The organism is Janthinobacterium tructae (assembly GCF_006517255.1).
Taxonomy (GTDB): domain Bacteria; phylum Pseudomonadota; class Gammaproteobacteria; order Burkholderiales; family Burkholderiaceae_D; genus Janthinobacterium; species Janthinobacterium tructae.
Window position 1 is genome coordinate 3,398,997 of record NZ_CP041185.1, and the last position, 16,870, is coordinate 3,415,866.

Consider the following 16,870-nt stretch of genomic DNA (forward strand, 5'->3'; position numbering starts at 1 on the left):
GGCGCGGCTGGATGGCAGATTACCGCACGGCTGTCAACCAGCGCCGCGTCGTAACCCTCGCTGACGGCACCCGGCTCACGCTCAACACCAGCAGCGCCGTGAATGTCGTTTACGACGGCGCACAACGCCGCATTCAACTGCTGGCCGGTGAAATCTTCATCGCCACCGGCAAAGATGCGGCGCAACGACCGTTCTTCGTCGATACGCCACATGGCAGCCTGCAGGCGCTGGGCACGCGTTTCACGGTGCGCCTGCACGAGCAATACGCCAGCGCCGGCGTGCTCGAAGGCGCCGTCGCCGTGCTGGCCGGCGATGGCGCACAGCGCCTGGTGCTGCATCCAGGCGAGGGCGCGCATTTCGACGGCACGGGCTTGCACCGCCAGGCGCTGGCACCGTATGGCGGCGCCTGGCTCGACGGCATGTTGGTGGCGCGCGACATGCGCCTGGCCGATTTCCTCGCCGAGCTGTCGCGCTACAGCGACCATCCGCTGGGCTGCGCGCCGGCCATCGCCGGCTTGCGCGTGTCCGGTTCCTACCCGCTGGCCGATGTGGGCGCCATCCTCGACGCCGTCAGCGCCAGCCTGCAACTGCGGCGTAATACCGTCACGCGCTTCTGGGGCCATCAGGTGGTGCGCATCGAACTGGCGGCGCGCTGAAAAATATTTTCCGCAAAGTGAGCTGTTTCGCCGTGCTCGCGTGACTTGGTAGACAGGCAGTCTCCATCTTGCGCATCCACGAAAGGTTACATTCCATGCATCACGCTTCGCGTTCCCTCCTTACCCGCACCGTCCTGGCCTGCGCCCTGTCGCAGATCGGCATGGCCCTGGCCCTGGCCCTGCCGGCATCAGCCCTGGCACAAAGCCAGCAAGTACGCGTCTATGGCATTCCGGCCGGCGCGCTCGGTGACGTGCTGACGCGCTTCGGCAGCGACAGCGCCATTTTATTGTCGTTCTCCAGCGAGTCCACGCAAGGCTTGCGCAGCGCCGGCCTGCAAGGCAGCTATGGCGTACAAGACGGTTTCCGCGTGCTGCTGGCCGGCAGCGGCCTGCAAGCCGTGCCGCAATCGAATGGCGGCTACCTGCTGCAAAAGATCCCCGCCAGCGCCAGCGCACCCACGACGGACAGCCGTGGCGTGGCCGTCATGAGCGGCGTCACCGTGGTGGCGGCGGCCGAGCGCAACGCCGCCACCAGCGGCACGGGCAGCTATACGGGCGGCCCTGCCAGCGGCGCCACGGGACTGGCCCTGACGCAGCGCGAAACGCCGCAGTCGCTGACCATCGTCACGCGCCAGCAGATGGATGACCAGAACAGCAACGCCGTTTCCGACGTCATGAAAAACGTCAATGGCGTGAGCGTGCAAAACTATGACAGCGACCGCTGGAGCTTCCAGGCGCGCGGCTTTGCCGTCACCAATTTCCAGTACGACGGCGTGTCGGCCATCTATGACGGCGTCTACGACTGGGGCACGACCAACAGCGACATGGCCATCTATGACCGCATCGAAGTGCTGAAGGGCGCGACGGGGCTGATGAGCGGCTCGGGCGACCCGTCGGCCACCGTCAACATGGTGCGCAAGCGCCCCACCGCCCACTTCGAGGGCTCGGCCACCGTGGGCGCGGGATCGTGGGACAACTACAGAGGCGAAGCCGATATCTCCGGCCCCCTGAACGACAGCCGCACGCTGCGCGGCCGCCTGGTGGGCGCCTACCAGGACAAACACTCCTACCTGGACCGCTACACGCAGCAAAAATCCGTCGCCTACGGCATCATCGAGGCGGACCTGACACAAGTCACCCTGCTGACGGCCGGCTTCACGCACCAGGATTACAAGCCACGCGGCTCGACCTGGACGGGCTTCCCTGTGCTGCTTTCCGACGGCACCCGCACGGATTTCCCCACCGCGTGGAATCCGGCCACGGACTGGAGCCGGCGCGACATGCAGAACACCACGCTGTTCTCGTCGCTCGAACACAGCTTCGCCAACGCGTGGAAATTGACATTGAGCGCCAACCAGCTGCGCAGCAAGCATGACAGCGTGCTCGGTTCGGCCAGCGGCGGCAATCCCAACCCTGTCACAGGCGCAGGCGCGTTTTTCTTCATGGGCAAATACAAGGGCGACCGCCGCCAGACCACCGTCAACGTGGACGCCAGCGGGCCATTCACGGCCTTCGGCCGCCGGCATGAAGCGATGCTCGGCTACTCCACCTCAACGGCCAAGCAGGACGGCCCCGTCTACGAATCGATCTATCCAACCCTCGATGGCAGCTATTTCGACTGGCGCGGCCAGTATGCGGAACCGGCCTTCAAGCGCCTGGGGAACGACAACGACAGCACGCGCCAGAGCGGCCTGTATGGCGCCGTGCGCCTGCATCCCATCGATGCGCTGTCCGTCATCGTCGGCGCGCGCGTCAGCAACTACAAGCAGGAGCAGGACCGCAGCTTCTTCGACCCCAAGAGCGCGCGCATCACCTCGCGCATCAAGGAAAATAACGTCATCACGCCGTATGCGGGCGTCGTGTATGACCTCGACAAAACGTACTCCGTGTTCGGCAGCTACACCAGCATCTTCGCGCCGCAGAGCAACCGCGACGTGAACCGCAACTTTCTGTCGCCCGTGCGCGGCAAGGGTGTTGAAGCAGGCGTGAAGGCAGAATATTTGGAGGGCAAGGTCAATGCCAGCGCGTCCCTGTTCCAGATCCGTCAAAGCAACGTGGCCAGCTCTGTGGGCGAAGTCAACGGCGAAGAAGCGTATACAGCCATCGACGGCGTCACCAGCCGCGGCGTGGAAATGGAAGTGACGGGCGAAGTGATGAAGGATGTGAAGCTGAGCGCCGGCTACACCTACACCCACGTGCGCGACGCGGATGGCAAGGATGTCTTTTCCACCATGCTGCAAACCACGCAGCCTGCCCACCTGCTGCGCGTGCAAGGCACGTGGCGCCTGCCGGCCAGCCTGGACAAGCTGACCGTCGGTGGCGGCATCAACTGGCAAAGCAGCTACTACGGCAATATCTGGAACCCCTCCATCGTGGACAATTCCCGCATCAAGCAGGGTAGCTACGCGCTGCTCAACCTGATGGCCCGCTACGAGATCAGCAAGAACGTCACGGCCAGTCTCAACGTGAACAACCTGCTGGACAAGAAATACTTCACGGGACTGGGCCTGTTCCAGACGGGCTTTTACGGCGAACCGCGCAATGTGATGTTCACCGTACGTACGAAGTTTTAACGCGAAGTTCTAACTAAGCGCCGTACAGCGCCAGCGCCCAGGCTGGCGGGCGCAATTCCAGCGCCAGCGGCAGGTAAGCGGGATCGAAGCGCGCCGCCAGCAGATACACATTGGCGGCGCCCTTGGTCTCCCAATTCCCCGTAAAGCCCTTTTCACCGGCCGCCACGCGTTTGCGGTCGAAGGGCACGGCGCTTTTCGCGAACTCCTCGTGCGTCTTTCGGCCCTGCGCATACGGCGCCAGCCAGGCCAGTGCCTCGGCCAGGCGCCGCGCTTCCGGCGCACCATACCAGTCGTCGCCATGCGCCTGCGCCATCAGGGCTGTCGTCAGCAGCGGCTCCAGGCTGTAGGTGGTGTAATGCAGGGCGTCGCGCTGCTCGAAGTCGAAGGGCACGCCGCCGGCGCCGATATTGCGCGGCACGTGCGCCAGGAAGCGCTCCTTCGCGCGCGCGATCAGCAAGGCGTCGCCCGTGACATACGCGGCGGCCGTGCCGATCTTGATGCGATGGCTATGCCAGTTGTTGCGCGCCGTGGAAGGGCCGCCCACCTTGATGGGATCGCTCAGATACCCCTGCGCCAGGGTGCGGCAAAACGCCTGCACCTGTTCGCGCTCGACGCCGTTCAAGCGCTCCTGTATCAGGTCAAAGCCGATCAGCAGGCTGGCCAACTCCGTCTCGTCGACGGGACTGAACGATGGCTGATAAGTACCGCTCCAGGCCAGCAGCAACTGGCGCGCTGCCTCGAAATGCGCCATCTCGCCCGATAATCTCCAGGCCAGCGCCTGCAGGCGCACCTGGCGCCAGTCCTCCTGCGCCTGCTGGCTGGTCTCGCGTCCGCCTTCTCCCTTCAGCAAACCGCCCGTGCGCACTTCGGCCATCAGGTGCACGGGCCGCGCCGCATCCTTGCGCGCCGCCTTGAGCACCTGCTCGGCAATGGCCTGCGCCACCCGCGCCTTGAGCGCGCGCGCGCGCGCGGCGGACGTCAGCGCAAACGGCAGCGCCCCCTCATGCGGGCGCGGCGCGGCGCGCAAGCCTGTCAGGGGCAGCGCCAGCAGGCTGGCCAGCACAATGCGCCGGCGGATCAGATGCGTACTCAAAACCGCGTCTCCCGCGCCGCGCGCAAAAAGTTATCGAGGATGGGCGTGCAATCGAGCAGTTCGACGCCGCCCGCCGAATGGAATTCCGGGTGCCACTGCAAGCCCATGACGAAGCGCGCACGCTGGTAGCGGATGGCTTCGACAATATTGTCGCCCTGCGAATACGCTTCCACGGTGATATCGCGCCCCAGCTCCTTGACCGACTGGTGGTGGATGGAATTGACGAGCGCCTCGCCTGCCTTCGGGAACATGCCCGCCAGCGACGAGCCTTTCGGGAAGACGATGGTGTGGCGGTGGCGGTCATACAGGTCGTTGACGTGGGAAGTCGCGCCCTCCACGTCCGAAGCGATGTCCTGGTACAGGGTGCCGCCAAAGCCCACGTTGATCAGTTGGCAGCCGCGGCATATGCCCAGCACGGGTTTGCCCGCGTCGACGAATTCGTGCAGCAGTTCCAGTTCGTACAGGTCGCGCGCGCGGTCGCCGCTCCATTCCGGCCGCGTGGCCGCCTCGGAATACGTCTGCGGCGAGACGTCGGCGCCGCCCTGCAGCACCAGGCCGTCCAGGTGGCGCGCATAGTGGCGCAAGGTAATATTGCTCGGATGCAGCTGGCCACTGGTATTGACGGTCGGGATCATGAACACCAGCACATCGCGCGACATGACCCACTGCGCGATCGACTCTTCCAAGTATTGCAGGTTCTTGCTGCGCAGGCCAGTGGCACCCGGCTCCGGATGGAAAATACGCGCCGAGATGCCGATGCGCAGGGTGCGCCGCATGAAATCGCGGCTGGCCTTGTCGCGCATGGAGCGGTAGCGCGACGAGATCACGCGCCAGGCCAGCGCCAGCGGCGTATCGTTGTCCTTCAGGTAGCGGGGGGCCGCATCGCGCGCACGGTGCTCATCATCTGGCGCCCGGCGGCCCACGCGGTCAGGCCTTGACGGCGCTGGCGCTGCGGGATCGGTGGAAGGGGGATGCTGGGGATCTTTTTCGTCTGACATGGCAAGGCTGACTGAAAGCGGGGACGCTTTCAATATAAACCCCTGCCTCCCAAAGCACGATTCAATTTTGTAACAAAAGCACAGGCGCGGCGCATCCACGCAACACGCCGGCAATAAAACTGCATACAGTCCGTTTACGCCGACGGCCCCGCTTTTTAGAGAATCTTTACGCTCCCGCTGCTAATCTTGAACGTACCTCAACCACCGCTGCAAAGCCACCATGGAACCCCATTCACGCCTGCAAACGCATCAAGCACATCAAGCACTGCCCCACCGCCATCCCCGCCTGCCCACTTTCCTCATGCATATCACGGTCGACAAGTCCTGCCTGGCCGAGCTGCGCCAGTTGGTCGTCAGGACGTGCGGCGGCATGCTGTCGTTCATGCGCGTCGAGGCGGTCGACCACGCCGAACGCATGAAGGTCTGGCTGTGCGTGACGGAGCCGGCGCTGCGCCTGACCATGGATGCCGTCATGCGCCTGCTGCCGGCGGCGGAATTTGGCCGTATCAGCCAGGGGAAATCGCTATGAACCAGTATGCCTGTGAGCAGGCGATGTCCTCATCGCGCATCACCGCGCACTTCCAGGGTATCTGGGTGCCGATGGTCACGCCATTCCGTGACGGCGAGATCGACTTCGACGCCGCCCAGCAGCTGGCCAGCGAGCTGGCCACCAGCGGCGTCGATGGCCTGGTGGTGTGCGGCACCACGGGCGAAGCGGCCATGCTGAGCGCCGCGGAACACACCATGCTGCTCGATAGCGTGCTCGAAGCCATCGGTCCCCGCTTCCCCGTCGTGATGGGGATCGGCGGCAGCGATACGCGCAGCGTCGTCGCCACGGTACAGCGCTATCACGACCATCCGCTGGCCGGCCTGCTGATCTCGGCACCGTCCTATGTACGCCCTTCGCAGGACGGCATCGTGCGCCACTTCGAGGCCATCGCCGCCGCCACCGACCAGTCCATCGTGCTGTACAACGTGCCGGCACGTACGGGCGTCAATCTCGAACCGCAGACAGCGGCGCTGCTGGCGCGCGACTCGCACTTCGTCGCCATCAAGGAAGCGGGCGGCAAGCTGCAACAACTGGGCGAACTGCTGCTCGACACGCGCCTCGATGTGCTGTGCGGCGACGATGCGCTGCTGCTGGCCAGCCTTTCCATGGGCGGCCACGGCGCCATGTCGGCCGCCGCCCAGGTACGCCCCGACCTGTATGCGCAGCTGTACCACCTGGTCAGGCAGGGCCGCCACGGCGCCGCCGGCGCCCTGTTCAAGGTCATGCTGCCCGTCATCCGCCTGCTGTTTGCCGAACCCAATCCTGGCCCGGTGAAGGCGGCACTGGCCATGCAGGGCAAGGTGCGCGACGAGCTGCGCCTGCCGATGACGCCGATGTCGTCCGCCGGCCAGCACAAGCTGGCCGAAGCACTCGAGCCCCTGATGGAACTGCCCGTATGGACCGCCAGCGACAGGGACGCGCCGCGTGAAGGCTGTCTGCTGCAGCTGGTCTCCGCTTCCAACATCATGCCAGCCGTGCGCCAAGATGATCATCGCCATCACGGATGAACGCGGGGGGATGGAGAAATCCATCCTGGCCGGGCGCCTGGCCGCCTCGCGTGCACTGGCCGGACGCAAAGTATTGCTGCTCGATGCCGATCCACGCCAGGGCGCCATGGAGCAGGCCAGGAATATGCACGATGAGGCCAGGCATGGCAGCCTGACGCAGCCGCGCCTGATGGCGCGCGCCATCAGCGCCAAGGGCTTGCAGCCGGAGCTGGAACACCTGGTGAACTGCTACCACGACATCGTCATCGACAGCGAAGGCCGCGACTCCATGGGCAGCCGTTCGGCCCTGATCGCCGCGCGCGTACTGGTGGTGCCGCTCGACGGCGTCGTGGACGGCGACGCGCAGGCTGGCCTGGCGCGCCGCATCGCGCACGCGCGCAGCGTCAATCCGGACCTGCGCGTCCTGCTGGCAACGGACACACAAGCGGCCCCCGCCCATGCCCTGGCCGCACAGATTCCGGCCGCCCGCGTGGTCAGCCTGGGACAGCTGTATTGCGCCGTTTTTAACCTGCAAGCATAAAACTCGGCACGCAAAAAAAGGCGGCGCATGCGCCGCCTCTTCTCTCATCTCCGTTAATTAAAACGTTTTGCTGACCGTCAGCAGCAGCGCCGTCTTGCCCATGAATTTGCCATTCACTGGCGACGCATAGGCCGACTTGCCCGCGTTCGTGCCGATCACGGCAAGCGCGCCCGTCACCACGCCGAAATCGCGCGTGACGCCCACTTTCCAGTCCGTGTAGCTAGCCGCATCATTGTTGTTGACCTTCTGGTGGCCCGCGTGCAGGTTGCCGGTCCAGCCGTTCGTCAGGTCGATATTCGCGCCGATGTCCAGGTAAGCGCTGTTCTTGCTGTTGACGATACCGAACAGGTTGGAGACGGCGTGCGAATACTTGATATAGGCGGGGCCATACGACAGCTGGCCGTAGACTTCCTGCGTGTCCGCATTGGCCAGGCCGTCGATATGCTTCAAGCCGTTGTCCGCATACACATACGCCAGTACGCCCACGTCGTAGCCGATATCGCTGGTCAGCTGGCCGCGCTTGCCCGCATACAGGTCCACTTCCACATCGCCGCTGCCGCCCGCATCCTTGGTCCACTTGATGGTGGAAGCCCAGGCGCCCGCATACAGACCGGTCGGATTGTTGACGTAGTCGACGCCGCCCTGCAGCGCAGGTTTCAAGCGCGTCTGCGAAATGCCGCGATAACGGTAGTCGGACACGCCGGCCACGTTGAAGCTGACTTCGTTGTCGGGCTTGGCCTCTTCCGCGTGGGCCAGGCTGCCCGTAAAGGCGGTCGCGACGGCAAGTGCAAGTAGCATTTTATTCATGGTTTTTTCTTCTTCATGGGTGGTATGGGCCTTTGCCAACATGGCGCAGCTGGCCCGCCGCTGCAAAAATTTTCGGTAAAGCGTCCCCCCGGCGCGCGCGGCGCCCGTTTTCCAACAGGGGATTCAAAGGTGTTAGAGCGGCAGCAGCAGCCGGTAGCCGACGGCCGTTTCCGTCAGCAGATACTGCGGCTGGGCCGGATCGGCTTCCAGCTTCTGGCGCAGATGCCCCATGTAGATGCGCAGGTAATGGCCGTTTTCGCTATTCGACGGCCCCCACACTTCGCGCAGCAGCTGCGGATTGGTGACCACCCTGCCCGCGTTCTTCACCAGCACCGAGAGCAAGCGAAATTCCGTCGGCGTCATGTGCACCAGTTGCTTGTTGCGCGTCACCAGGCGGTCCTTCAGGTCAACCCGCACGTCGCCGAACTGCACCACGCCATCGTCGCTGGCGGCGGGCTGGCGCTGGCGGCGCAAGGTGGCGCGCACGCGGGCCAGCAGTTCGCCCACGCCGAACGGCTTGGTCAGATAATCGTCGGCTCCCGCGTCCAGCGCGCGTATCTTGTCCTCTTCGTCGACCCGCGCCGACAGCACGATGATGGGCACGGCCGACCATTTGCGGATGTCGGCGATGAAGTCGATGCCGTCGCCGTCGGGCAGGCCCAGGTCCAGCACGATCAGGTCGGGCCGGCGCGTGCCCGCATCGATCAGGCCGCGCTGCATGGTGGCGGACTCGAAAATCTGCCAGCCCTCGTCTTCCAGCGCGGCGCGCACGAAGCGGCGGATTTGCGGTTCATCCTCGACCAGCAAGGCGGTGGCGGAAGGTTCGTTCATGATGGTTTTCCTGTTTCATAGTCGTTGGCGTCATCGAGCTCGATCTCTGGCGGCGCAGGCGGCGTGCCCAGCGGCAGGCTGAAGACGATGGCAGCGCCCTGTCCCGGCGTGTGCGGCTGCGCGTGGATGGTGCCGCCGTGGGCTTCGACGATGGCGCGGCAAATGGCCAGCCCCAGTCCGACGCCCGGTTTGTTCGATTCGCGTTCGCCGCGCGTGAATTTTTCAAAGATGGCTTCTTCGCGGCCGGGCGGCAGGCCCGGGCCATCGTCAAACACCCTCACCTGCAGGAACTGGCCGTGCACCCCGGCCGCGACCGTGATGGTGCTGCCGGGCGGCGTGTACTTGGCCGCGTTTTCCAGCAGGTTGCACAGCACGCGCTCGATCAGCACGGCGTCGTAGCGCACCAGCGGCAAATCCGGCGCCAGCTGCGTCTGCACGGCATGCTGCTGCAATTGCGGGCCGCTGGCGCGCAGCGCGCTGCCCACCACTTCTTCCAGCGCCTGCCATTGCAGGTTCAGGCGCACCTGCCCGCTTTCGATGCGCGCCATGTCCAGCAAGTTCGCCACCAGGGCGCTCATGCGCACGGTTTCGGACTGCAGCGAGCGCGCCATGTCCAGCTGCGCGGGCGACAAGGCTGGCCGCGACAGGGCCAGTGACTCGGCCAGTCCCACCAGCGACGTCAATGGCGTGCGCAAGTCGTGCGACAGGGCCGCCAGCAGCGAATTGCGCAGCCGCTCGGACTCCATCTGCAGCAGCGCGCCCTGGGCCACGTCGATATAGTGCACGCGTTCGAGGGCGATGGCCGCCAGGGCGGCAAAGGTATCGAGGTGCTGGCGCTGTTCCGGCACCAGCAGCCAGCGCCCGTGCGTTGGTGCCTCCAGCGGCAACAGCGCCAGCACGCCCCGCGTGCGCATCGGCGCGATCAGCGGCAGGTAGAAAATAGGCGAAGCCGGCAAGGTATCTGTGCCCGTCCCCGCCGCCTGCGCATGGTCGAAGGCCCACTGCGCGATGCCCATGTCCAGCGGCTCGCCGCCGTTCGGCGTCTGCAAGCTGCCTTCATCATCAGGTAAAAGCAAGGTGGCGCGCGCGCGGAAAGCCCGCTCGATAGCGCTTTTCGTGATGTCGAAAATCTGCTCCGTCTGCAGCACCCCGGACAATTCACGCGAAAACTCGTACAGGGCGCGGGCACGCGCTTCACGGTGCGATGCCACGCGCGCCTGGAAGCGCAGGCCGGCCGTCAGGTGGCCCGTGATCAGGCCTACGGCCAGCATCACGCCAAAGGTGATCACGTACTGAAAATCGCCCACGGCAAACGAAAAACGCGGCGGCACAAAGATGAAATCGAAGCAGGCCACGCCCACCAGGCTGGCCAGCGCCGCCGGTCCGCGCCCCAGGCGCACGGCCACCAGCACCACCGTCAACAACGACAGCATGGCGATATTGGCCAGATCCAGGTAGGGTTGCAGGGGCACCGAGGCGAGGGCCGTGCCAAGGCTGGCACCGGCGGCCAGCAGGTAACGCCAATGGCGCGATGGCCTGCGCGGCGCCGGCGCATCGTCGCCCGCCGCGCGCCGCAGCGCCGCATCGGCTGCTGGCAAGCCAACCTCGATCAAATCGATATCGGGCGCCAGACTGGCCATGCGCACGGACGGCGGCGCCTGCCACAGGCGCGCCAGTACATTGGCTCGGCCACGGCCACGGCCCACGATGACTTTCGAGATATTCGCATTGCGCGCATATTCGACGACGGCGCCGGCGATGTCGGCCGACGGCACAATGGCCGTGCGCGCGCCCAGGTCCTGCGCCAGTTTCAGCGTTTTCAGGATGCGTTCACGCTCGCGCGCCGGCAGGTGCTGCAGGCGCGGCGTTTCCACGTACAGCGCGTGCCATTCGGCATTCAGCTGGCTGGCCAGGCGCGCCGTGCTGCGGATCACGTGTTCGCCCCCCGCGTGCGGCCCCACGCAGGCCAGCAGCGCGGCGCCCGTCTTCCACACGGGATTGATGGATTTCTCGACGCGGTAAGCCTGCACGTCGTCCTGCACCCGGTCCGCCGTGCGGCGTAAGGCCAGTTCGCGCAAGGCGATCAGGTTACCCTTGCGGAAAAAATGCTGGGACGCACGCTCGGCCTGCTGCGGCTGGTATACCTTGCCCTGCTTCAGGCGGCGCAGCAGTTCGTCGGCCGGGATATCGACCAGCACCACTTCATCGGCGCGGTCGAACACCGTGTCGGGCAGAGTTTCGGCCACGCGCACGCCGGTAATCCCCCCCACCACATCATTGAGGCTTTCCAGGTGCTGCACATTCACGGTCGACAGCACATCGATGCCGGCCGCCAGCAATTCCTCGACGTCCTGCCAGCGCTTCGGATGGCGCGAACCGGCCACGTTCGAATGGGCCAGTTCATCCATCAGTATCAGCGACGGCGCGCGGCGCAGGGCTTCGTCCAGGTCAAACTCGAACAAGGTCTTGCCCCGGTACTCGATGGCCTTCAGGGGAAGCACAGGCAAGCCGTCAAGCTGGGCCGCCGTATCCTGGCGCCCATGCGTCTCCACCACGCCCACCAGCAAGTCCTGGCCATCGGCCAGCAGTTTGCGGGCGGCGGCCAGCATCGCATAGGTCTTGCCGACACCGGCCGAGGCGCCGAAATAAATGCGCAGCCGGCCGCGCGCGGCTTTCTTTTCCTGCGCCTGCACTTGCGCCAGCAGGGCATCAGGGTCGGGGCGTTGGCTGTCGTTGGGGAGCATGTTGTATTTTAATCTACTTGCGTAATGCTATCTTGTTATTTTGCCGTGGCGTCAAGCGGCGACGTCACCACGTAGGTCGGATTAGCGGGGCCGCCGAGGCGCGCAAGCGCGTAATCCGACAACATCGTTGGCCTGGCTGGTGGTGGTGTCGGCTTACGCTGCGCTAAGCCGACCTACGCCGATCCAGGCCAACGTTTGCTGGCCTGCGTACCGTTGCCAGCTTACTTTGCCATGGCATCAAGCGCCAGATTCAGTTCCAGCACATTCACGCGTGGTTCGCCGAAAAAGCCGATATATGCGGTTTTCTGCACCTTGGCGATGGCGTTTTCCACCTGCGCCAGCGGCACTGCGCGCACGCGGGCCACGCGCGGCGCCTGGTACAGGGCGGCCGCCAGGCTGATTTCCGGGTCCAGGCCGCTGCTCGACGCCGTCACCAGGTCGACGGGAATGGCGCGCGTATTGCCGGGATCAGCTTCCTTCAGGGCGGCGATGCGCGCCTTGACGGCGTCCACCAGGGCGGGATTGGTCGGCCCCTGGTTCGAGCCGCCCGAGCCGGCGCCGTTATTGGCCATCGGCGCGGTGGCCGATGGCCGGCCCCAGAAATACTTGGGCGAGGTGAAGGACTGGCCGATCAGCATCGAGCCGACGGGCTTGCCACCACGCTCGACGATGCTGCCGTTGACTTCATCGTTGAAAGCCAGCTGTCCGATACCGGCCGTGGCAAACGGATAAACGACGCCGCAGATCACGGTCAGCGCGGCAAACAGGACCAGGGCGGGACGTACGATAGTGCTCATGATGGTTCCTTTAGACTAAATTGAGTGCGGACAGCAGCATGTCGATCAGCTTGATCCCGATGAAGGGCAAAATGATGCCGCCCAGGCCGTAGATCAGCAGATTGCGGCGCAACAGGCTGGCCGCGCCGATGGCCCGGTATTGCACGCCTTTTAACGCCAGCGGGATCAGCACGACGATGATCAAGGCATTGAAGATCACGGCCGACATGATGGCCGACGCGGGGCTGGCCAGGTGCATGATGTCGAGCGCCTTCAACTGCGGATAGGTACCCACGAACGCCGCCGGGATGATGGCGAAGTACTTGGCGATATCGTTCGAAATCGAGAACGTCGTCAGCGAACCGCGCGTCATCAGCATCTGCTTGCCGATTTCAACGATTTCCAGCAGCTTGGTCGGATTCGAATCCAGGTCGACCATATTGCCCGCCTCTTTCGCCGCCTGCGTGCCCGAGTTCATGGCCACGGCCACGTCGGCCTGCGCCAGCGCAGGGGCATCGTTGGTGCCGTCGCCCGTCATCGCCACCAGGCGGCCTTCGGACTGGTAGCTGCGAATCAGCTTGAGCTTGTCCTCCGGCGTCGCTTCGGCAAGAAAATCGTCCACGCCCGCCTCGGCGGCAATCGCCGCAGCCGTCAGCTTGTTGTCGCCCGTGATCATCACGGTCTTGATGCCCATGCGGCGCAGTTCCGCAAAACGCTCCTTGATGCCGCCCTTGACGATATCCTTCAGTTCCACGACACCCATGACGCGGCCGTCGTCGACCACCACCAGCGGCGTGCTGCCACGGCGCGCGATATCGTCGACGGCGCGCGACACCTCGAGCGGATACGGCTGGCCCAGCGCTTCCACGTACTTTTTCATGGAATCGGCCGCGCCCTTGCGCAACTGGCGCACTTGCTGCTCGCCCGGGATATCCACGCCACTCATGCGCGTTTGCGCCGTGAAGGGCACGAAGGTGGCGTGCAGGCTGGCCATCTCGCGTTCGCGGATGTTGAACTTCTGCTTGGCCAGCACGACGATGCTGCGCCCTTCCGGCGTTTCATCGGCCAGCGAGGCCAGTTGCGCCGCGTCGGCCAGCTGCTGCTCCGTCACGCCGGGGGCCGGCACAAAGGTCGAGGCCTGGCGGTTGCCCAGGGTGATGGTGCCCGTTTTATCGAGCAGCAGCACGTCCACGTCGCCGGCCGCTTCCACGGCGCGGCCCGAGGTGGCGATTACATTGGCCTGCATCATGCGGCTCATGCCGGCCACGCCGATGGCGGACAACAAACCGCCGATGGTGGTCGGAATCAAACACACGAGCAGTGCGATCAGCACGGTGATGGTGACCGGCGTGCCGCTGCCGGCCGCCGCCACGGAAAACAGCGAGTACGGCAGCAAGGTCACGGTGACGATCAGGAAGACGATCGACAGCGCCACGAGCAGGATCGTCAGGGCGATCTCGTTCGGCGTCTTTTGGCGCTTGGCGCCCTCGACCATGGCGATCATGCGGTCGATGAAGGCTTCGCCGGGGTTGACGGACACGCGCACCAGCAACCAGTCCGACAGCACGCGGGTACCGCCCGTCACGGCCGAAAAGTCGCCGCCCGATTCGCGGATGACGGGCGCCGATTCGCCCGTGATGGCGCTTTCATCGACGGAGGCCACGCCGGCCGTCACTTCGCCGTCGGCGGGAATCACGTCACCCGCCTCGACCAGCACCGTCATGCCCTTGCGCAGGTCGGTCGCTGGCGTAGGCAGCCAGGAGGTGCCGTACTTCGGCGTTTGCATTTTCTTTGCCATCACCGTCTGCTTGAGGGCGCGCAGCGAGGCCGCCTGGGCCTTGCTGCGGCCTTCGGCCAGCGCTTCGGCGAAGTTCGCAAACAGCACGGTAAACCACAGCCACACGGCGACGGCGATGATGAAGCCGAACGGCGCTTCACCCTGGCCGTTCAGGGCCTGGATGGCCAGCAGGGTCGTGATGATGCTGCCGACATAGACGACGAACATCACGGGGCTGCGCCACTGCGTGCGGGGGTCAAGTTTTTTGAACGCATCGACGATGGCAGGGCCAATCAATGCGGAATCGAACAAGGTCAGGCTTGTGCGTGACATGGTAGCCTCTTATTTTGTAAAAAGTTGCAGGTGTTCGACGATCGGGCCCAGGGCCAGCGCGGGAACGTAATTGAGCACGCCGACCAGCACCACCACGCCGATCAGCAAGCCGATGAACATGGGGCCGTGCGTAGGCATGGTGCCGGCGTTGGCCGACAGGCGCTGCTTGGCCGCCAGCGAACCGGCCACTGCCAGCACGGGCACGATCACGCCGAAACGGCCGAACCACATGGCGATCGCCAGCATCACGTTGTAGAACGGCGTGTTGGCGGACAGGCCGGCAAACGCGCTGCCGTTGTTGTTGGCCGCCGAGGTGAAGGCATACAGGATCTCCGAGAAGCCGTGCGCGCCCGGATTGGCCACGCCGATCTTGCCCGGTTCGACCATCACGGCGATCGCCGTACCCGTCAATACCAGGGCTGGCGTGACCAGGATGGCCAGCGACACCATCTTCATTTCATAGGCCTGGATTTTCTTGCCCAGGTATTCAGGCGTGCGGCCTATCATCAGGCCGGCGATGAAGACGGCCAGGATGGCGAACATCAGCATGCCGTACAGGCCAGTGCCCACGCCGCCGAAAATCACTTCGCCGAATTGCATCAGCAGCAGCGGCACCATGCCGCCCAGGGGCATGTAGGAGTCGTGCATGGAATTGACTGCACCGCACGATGCCCCCGTCGTCACTGCCGCGAACAAGGTCGAGGAGCTGATGCCGAAGCGCGTTTCCTTGCCTTCCATATTGCCGCCCGATTGCAGGCTGCTGGCCTGCTGGTCCACGCCCAAGGCTTGCAAGGCGGGATAGGCTTGCTGCTCGGCGCTCATCACGCCAACCGTCATGACGACGAAGATCAGGGTCATCGCGGCCAGCACGGCCCAGCCCTGGCGCAGGTCGCCCACCATGCGGCCAAAGGTGAAGCACAGACCGGCGGGAATGATGAAAATAGCCAGCATCTGCAGGAAGTTCGACAGCACGGTCGGATTCTCGTACGGATGCGAGGAATTGGCATTGAAGAAACCGCCGCCATTCGTGCCCAGCAGCTTGATCGATTCCTGCGAAGCGACGGGGCCCATGGCGATCGTCTGCGTGGTTGCCACTTGCGCTTCCATCACAGGTTTGCCGGCCGTATCGAGCACGGGCTGACCATCGGCCGTCATTTTCGACGTTTCATACGCCACGTGGTCGAGCAGGGTCACTTCCTTGTAGGCGGAAAAATTCTGGATCATGCCTTCGCCCATGAAGACGACGGACAGGGCCAGCGACAGCGGCAACAGGATGTACAGCGTGGAGCGCACCAGGTCGACCCAGAAGTTGCCGATCGATTTGCCCGAGCGCGAGGCGAAGCCGCGCACCAGCGCGAAGATCACGGCGATGCCGGTGGCCGCCGAAAAGAAGTTCTGGCATGCCAGACCCAGCATCTGGGTCAGGTAGCTCATGGTCTGCTCGCCGCCGTAGCCCTGCCAGTTGGTATTGGCGACGAAGCTGACGGTGGTATTGAACGATGAATCGGGGCTGACGGCGCCCAGGCCCTGTGGATTGAGGGGCAAGAAACCCTGCAGGCGCTGCAGGCCGTACACGAAGACGGCGCCCACGGTATTGAAGACGATCAGGGCGATGGCGTAGCTTTTCCAGCCCATGGCCTTGTCGGCAGGCAGACCGGACCAGCGGTACAGCAGGTTTTCAAATTTTTGCAGCCAGCCCAGGCCGCGCACGGGGCCGTCGCCGGCCACCCTGGCCATGTACAGACCCAGCGGATAGCCGGCGGCCAGCAGTACGGCCAGGAAGGCCACCAGCAGCAATATCGATTGCGTCGTCATCACAGTTCCTCCGCTTTCAGCAGCGCCACCAGCAGGTACACGAGCAGGCCAGCCGAGACCACGGCGCCCAGCACATAAAACGCGTTCATTTGACGCTCCCTAATTTGTCGCAGGCGACGGCAAAGCCGGCCGCCACGACGAAAAAAACGGCAATCAAGCCGAGATACACGATATCCATTCCCACCCTCATTCAGGTTTGTTTTGATAGTGAGCAGATTAGCCAAAAGGGTCTAAAAAATTTGTAAAGACTGGAGAGGTGCTTGTAAACAAGATGTAAAAACGGCGGCTTTGCCGCATAAAATCCTTCACAATGGGCGCCAAACCACGCGCACGGCGCACTGTTGTTGCCCTGGAGTAGCGCTATTGCTCGCTGGACAAGATAGAATGCGC

The 16,870-nt window shown here is 64.4% G+C and carries 14 protein-coding genes; 5 read left to right on the top strand and 9 right to left on the bottom strand.

Going from position 1 to position 16,870, the window contains the following annotated elements:
• Positions 1-11 precede the first annotated feature (11 nt).
• Positions 12-656, top strand: a complete 645-nt coding sequence (locus FJQ89_RS28465) for a FecR family protein (RefSeq protein ID WP_243136572.1) — start codon at positions 12-14, stop codon at positions 654-656.
• A 95-nt stretch (positions 657-751) separates the two neighbouring features.
• On the top strand, positions 752-3,229 hold the full coding sequence (locus FJQ89_RS14885) for a TonB-dependent siderophore receptor (RefSeq protein ID WP_141170733.1): 2,478 nt from the start codon (positions 752-754) through the stop codon (positions 3,227-3,229).
• A 13-nt stretch (positions 3,230-3,242) separates the two neighbouring features.
• Here FJQ89_RS14885 and FJQ89_RS14890 read toward each other — a convergent pair whose 3' ends face one another.
• Entirely contained in the window at positions 3,243-4,322 is a 1,080-nt protein-coding gene (locus tag FJQ89_RS14890; protein WP_141170734.1) for an alginate lyase family protein, read from the bottom strand.
• Complete coding sequence (locus tag FJQ89_RS14895) at positions 4,319-5,320, bottom strand: gamma-glutamyl-gamma-aminobutyrate hydrolase family protein (protein WP_205704498.1); 1,002 nt, start codon at positions 5,318-5,320, stop codon at positions 4,319-4,321. The genes FJQ89_RS14890 and FJQ89_RS14895 overlap by 4 nt, the downstream gene beginning before the upstream one ends.
• Positions 5,321-5,540: 220 nt before the next feature.
• Between FJQ89_RS14895 and FJQ89_RS14900 the strand changes: the two genes are divergently transcribed.
• The 3 genes from FJQ89_RS14900 to FJQ89_RS14910 are packed head-to-tail and all read left to right on the top strand — an operon-like array spanning position 5,541 to position 7,397.
• Positions 5,541-5,849 (top strand): hypothetical protein, encoded by a 309-nt coding sequence (locus FJQ89_RS14900; RefSeq protein ID WP_243136064.1) that lies wholly within the window; start codon positions 5,541-5,543, stop codon positions 5,847-5,849.
• A gap of 23 nt (positions 5,850-5,872) precedes the next feature.
• Complete coding sequence (gene dapA, locus FJQ89_RS14905) at positions 5,873-6,877, top strand: 4-hydroxy-tetrahydrodipicolinate synthase (RefSeq protein WP_243136065.1); 1,005 nt, start codon at positions 5,873-5,875, stop codon at positions 6,875-6,877.
• Complete coding sequence (locus FJQ89_RS14910) at positions 6,855-7,397, top strand: ParA family protein (protein WP_141170735.1); 543 nt, start codon at positions 6,855-6,857, stop codon at positions 7,395-7,397. The genes dapA and FJQ89_RS14910 overlap by 23 nt, the downstream gene beginning before the upstream one ends.
• Before the next feature lie 57 nt (positions 7,398-7,454).
• Here FJQ89_RS14910 and FJQ89_RS14915 read toward each other — a convergent pair whose 3' ends face one another.
• From FJQ89_RS14915 to kdpF, 7 genes are all read right to left on the bottom strand, one after another.
• Positions 7,455-8,204 (bottom strand): TorF family putative porin, encoded by a 750-nt coding sequence (locus tag FJQ89_RS14915; RefSeq protein ID WP_141170736.1) that lies wholly within the window; start codon positions 8,202-8,204, stop codon positions 7,455-7,457.
• A gap of 132 nt (positions 8,205-8,336) precedes the next feature.
• Positions 8,337-9,035, bottom strand: coding sequence for a two-component system response regulator KdpE (gene kdpE / locus FJQ89_RS14920; protein WP_071075474.1), 699 nt, complete (start codon positions 9,033-9,035; stop codon positions 8,337-8,339).
• Complete coding sequence (locus FJQ89_RS14925) at positions 9,032-11,779, bottom strand: DUF4118 domain-containing protein (protein ID WP_141170737.1); 2,748 nt, start codon at positions 11,777-11,779, stop codon at positions 9,032-9,034. The genes kdpE and FJQ89_RS14925 overlap by 4 nt, the downstream gene beginning before the upstream one ends.
• Before the next feature lie 221 nt (positions 11,780-12,000).
• The gene (kdpC, locus tag FJQ89_RS14930; protein WP_071075472.1) at positions 12,001-12,576 is read right to left on the bottom strand and encodes a potassium-transporting ATPase subunit KdpC; all 576 of its coding nucleotides are present in this window, start codon (positions 12,574-12,576) and stop codon (positions 12,001-12,003) included.
• Between the two features lie 10 nt (positions 12,577-12,586).
• Complete coding sequence (gene kdpB, locus FJQ89_RS14935; protein ID WP_141170738.1) at positions 12,587-14,665, bottom strand: potassium-transporting ATPase subunit KdpB; 2,079 nt, start codon at positions 14,663-14,665, stop codon at positions 12,587-12,589.
• Positions 14,666-14,674: 9 nt separating this feature from the next.
• A complete protein-coding gene (kdpA, locus tag FJQ89_RS14940; protein WP_141170739.1) occupies positions 14,675-16,480 on the bottom strand; it encodes a potassium-transporting ATPase subunit KdpA in 1,806 nt (601 codons plus the stop codon).
• The gene (gene kdpF / locus FJQ89_RS14945; RefSeq protein ID WP_034746483.1) at positions 16,480-16,569 is read right to left on the bottom strand and encodes a K(+)-transporting ATPase subunit F; all 90 of its coding nucleotides are present in this window, start codon (positions 16,567-16,569) and stop codon (positions 16,480-16,482) included. The genes kdpA and kdpF overlap by 1 nt, the downstream gene beginning before the upstream one ends.
• Between the last annotated feature and the right edge of the window lie 301 nt (positions 16,570-16,870).

Bases quoted from the DNA above. Each gene is read 5' to 3' on its own strand.
- dapA (WP_243136065.1), top strand. From the start codon at position 5,873: ATGTCCTCATCGCGCATCACCGCGCACTTCCAGGGTATCTGGGTGCCG.
- FJQ89_RS14915 (WP_141170736.1), bottom strand. From the start codon at position 8,204: ATGAATAAAATGCTACTTGCACTTGCCGTCGCGACCGCCTTTACGGGC.
- kdpF (WP_034746483.1), bottom strand. From the start codon at position 16,569: ATGAACGCGTTTTATGTGCTGGGCGCCGTGGTCTCGGCTGGCCTGCTC.
- FJQ89_RS14925 (WP_141170737.1), bottom strand. From the start codon at position 11,779: ATGCTCCCCAACGACAGCCAACGCCCCGACCCTGATGCCCTGCTGGCG.
- FJQ89_RS14900 (WP_243136064.1), top strand. From the start codon at position 5,541: ATGGAACCCCATTCACGCCTGCAAACGCATCAAGCACATCAAGCACTG.
- FJQ89_RS14910 (WP_141170735.1), top strand. From the start codon at position 6,855: ATGATCATCGCCATCACGGATGAACGCGGGGGGATGGAGAAATCCATC.
- FJQ89_RS14895 (WP_205704498.1), bottom strand. From the start codon at position 5,320: ATGTCAGACGAAAAAGATCCCCAGCATCCCCCTTCCACCGATCCCGCA.
- kdpE (WP_071075474.1), bottom strand. From the start codon at position 9,035: ATGAACGAACCTTCCGCCACCGCCTTGCTGGTCGAGGATGAACCGCAA.
- FJQ89_RS28465 (WP_243136572.1), top strand. From the start codon at position 12: ATGGCAGATTACCGCACGGCTGTCAACCAGCGCCGCGTCGTAACCCTC.
- kdpA (WP_141170739.1), bottom strand. From the start codon at position 16,480: ATGACGACGCAATCGATATTGCTGCTGGTGGCCTTCCTGGCCGTACTG.
- kdpC (WP_071075472.1), bottom strand. From the start codon at position 12,576: ATGAGCACTATCGTACGTCCCGCCCTGGTCCTGTTTGCCGCGCTGACC.
- FJQ89_RS14885 (WP_141170733.1), top strand. From the start codon at position 752: ATGCATCACGCTTCGCGTTCCCTCCTTACCCGCACCGTCCTGGCCTGC.
- kdpB (WP_141170738.1), bottom strand. From the start codon at position 14,665: ATGTCACGCACAAGCCTGACCTTGTTCGATTCCGCATTGATTGGCCCT.